The following is a 612-nucleotide window of genomic DNA, read 5'->3' on the forward strand; positions in this document are numbered from 1 at the left end:
CAAACCTTCAATCCGCGTGCTTCGCTTGGGAACAAGTACAGGATCAAATTCACCTGAGCGATCACGAGGCACATCAATTTCCAATAGGCCATCTTCTGTTATTACGCTTTTTCGTGCCGTGCCGTTACGTGCATTAGCAGAATCGCTACGTTCATGCCTGTCATAACCAAGATGCGCCTTTAGTTCACCTTGTAAAGCACGTTCAACCAGACCTTTGGTTAATTGCTTCAATACGCCATCTGATTTAAATAGATTGGATAAATCAGCACCTGATTCGACAATGAGATCAAGCGCTTGATCTAATGCTTTGTTTTGTTCTTTGTTTTTCATCTTTCGTCCTTAGATTATACGTTTTAACCATTATAACCTATGAAAGAATTTACACAGTTATTTCAATACTCCCAATTACATTTTCTGTGTATGTGATGGTTAGAAACTACTGATGCGGTTATTATTTGCTCATCGTGTCATAATGCCTCATTAATATAAATACGTGCTTATTTTTTGATGTTTTTCTTGATCTTTAGTACCGTATTACGATCGAGGCCTGTACACTTAATCACAAACTTTTCATCCAGGCCTTCCACAAGCTTTCTACGTGCTGCTTCTTCC

General features: G+C 38.9%; 1 protein-coding gene. It reads right to left on the reverse strand.

Translation table 11 applies throughout. The annotated features are described in order from the left end of the window. The coding region (locus tag DNK84_RS12185) for a transposase (protein ID WP_208123235.1) at positions 1-330 on the reverse strand (330 nt) is incomplete at its 3' end. Positions 331-612: the final 282 nt, after the last annotated feature.

This window comes from Facilibium subflavum, assembly GCF_003574485.1.
Taxonomy (GTDB): Bacteria; Pseudomonadota; Gammaproteobacteria; order Francisellales; family Francisellaceae; genus Facilibium; species Facilibium subflavum.